Genomic DNA, 652 nt, shown 5'->3' on the forward strand with positions numbered 1-652 from the left:
GTGTGTGCTGGTGGCCGTGGCTCAGGTGTGACTACTCCAATCCGGCTTGTCATTACTACCGTGGTTGACGTAGGCCCCGACAATTACCCGTTGCCACTCACCGACCGGCTGACCCGCTGCATTACAGGCGCAGCGAAAGCGGGCGAAGTTAATCTCTCGTGGCAGGTGCTCACGCATATCCCGTGGACTGACAAAGAGCGTGGTCTTGTGCAACACAGGGTTGGGGGCCACCAGCGGGCCACCAATACGTCGCCCCTCCACATCGTGGGCATAGGCAAAGCCCGGCAGCATCAACTGCTGACTGATGAGCTTGGCAAGCCCTGAGTGAGCACACATGGCCTCCGCTACGGAGGCCTGGCTAAAGCTGTCGTTGAATTCGATCATGGGTGTTTCTCCTTTTCCTCCGGTGAACGGTAAGCAGCTGCCAGCAGCGCAAACTGTTCGACCAGATAGCTGATACTGATGCCCAGTTCATCGCTCACCCCATCCCCTAGACGGTGATGCAGGTGTGCCATGTCATCGGCGACACGTTGGGCTAGGTGGGCCATTGAACTCGGTGGCGAGCTTGCCACTGTCAGGGTGATGTAGAGATCCATCACATCTCTCCCCAGGGTGCTTGCTCCCACAGTGACAGCCGGGTCAGCACGTCTTG

2 protein-coding genes are annotated in these 652 nt (G+C 58.6%); both read right to left on the bottom strand.

The genetic code is table 11. The annotated features are described in order from the left end of the window. Nucleotides 1-21: 21 nt before the first annotated feature. Nucleotides 22-384 (bottom strand): hypothetical protein, encoded by a 363-nt coding sequence (locus J9889_RS22885; RefSeq protein ID WP_043170869.1) that lies wholly within the window; start codon nucleotides 382-384, stop codon nucleotides 22-24. Then, on the bottom strand, nucleotides 381-652 hold a 272-nt coding region (locus J9889_RS22890), incomplete at its 5' end, for a hypothetical protein (protein WP_246878172.1). The genes J9889_RS22885 and J9889_RS22890, both read right to left, overlap by 4 nt.

Source organism: Aeromonas sp. PrichA-15 (assembly GCF_017939245.1).
Taxonomy (GTDB): Bacteria; Pseudomonadota; Gammaproteobacteria; order Enterobacterales; family Aeromonadaceae; genus Aeromonas; species Aeromonas caviae.

Coding starts and splice junctions, on each gene's coding strand:
- J9889_RS22885 (WP_043170869.1), bottom strand. CDS start 384: ATGATCGAATTCAACGACAGCTTTAGCCAGGCCTCCGTAGCGGAGGCC.